Genomic DNA, 601 nt, shown 5'->3' on the forward strand with positions numbered 1-601 from the left:
CGAGGGCGGCCTCCTCGACGTTCTGCGCGGCGTGCCCGATGAAGGTCTTCATGCCCTTCTCGGCCAGGCGCCGGACGTTGGCGTTGTCGTTGGCGTCCGACCCCTGGACGGTATAGCCAAGGTTCGACATGACCTCGGCGATGCCGGACATGCCGATGCCGCCGATGCCGATGAAATGGATGGGGCCGAGCTTGTCGGGCAGCTTCATGGTGTGAACCAGTCTCGTCGTGTCGCGGAGCGCGTGAGGGCGCCCCGGCTCGGAATCAGGTGCGGGCCGCCGTCTCGAGGACGACATCGGCCAACCGCTCGGCGGCATCGTGGATGCCCGCGCTTTTGGCGGCTGCGGCCGCTTCGGTCAATTTTGCCGGATGGGTGAAGAGGTCGAGGAGCTCGGCCGTGAGGCGGTCGGGGGTGAAGGCGCTCTGCTGGATGGCGAGCGCGGCGCCGATGCCGGCGAGGGTCGCGGCATTGGCGGCCTGGTCCTGGTCGAGGGCGCCGGGCAACGGCACCAGGATCGACGGCCGGCCCATGGCGGCGAGTTCCGACACGGTGGAGGCGCCGGAGCGTCCGATGACCAGATGGCTACGGGCCATGCGGGCGG

General features: G+C 69.7%; 2 protein-coding genes. Both read right to left on the reverse strand.

The features are described 5' to 3' along the window. Positions 1 to 208 (reverse strand): Mur ligase domain-containing protein (locus tag MBTS_RS23180; RefSeq protein WP_244973633.1); only part of this gene is annotated, 208 nt, incomplete at its 3' end. A 55-nt stretch (positions 209 to 263) separates the two neighbouring features. Continuing rightward, on the reverse strand, positions 264 to 601 hold a 338-nt coding region (locus tag MBTS_RS23185; RefSeq protein ID WP_280529968.1), incomplete at its 5' end, for a UDP-N-acetylglucosamine--N-acetylmuramyl-(pentapeptide) pyrophosphoryl-undecaprenol N-acetylglucosamine transferase.

This window comes from Methylobacterium bullatum (assembly GCF_014845095.1).
In the GTDB taxonomy this organism is placed as follows: Bacteria; Pseudomonadota; Alphaproteobacteria; order Rhizobiales; family Beijerinckiaceae; genus Methylobacterium; species Methylobacterium bullatum.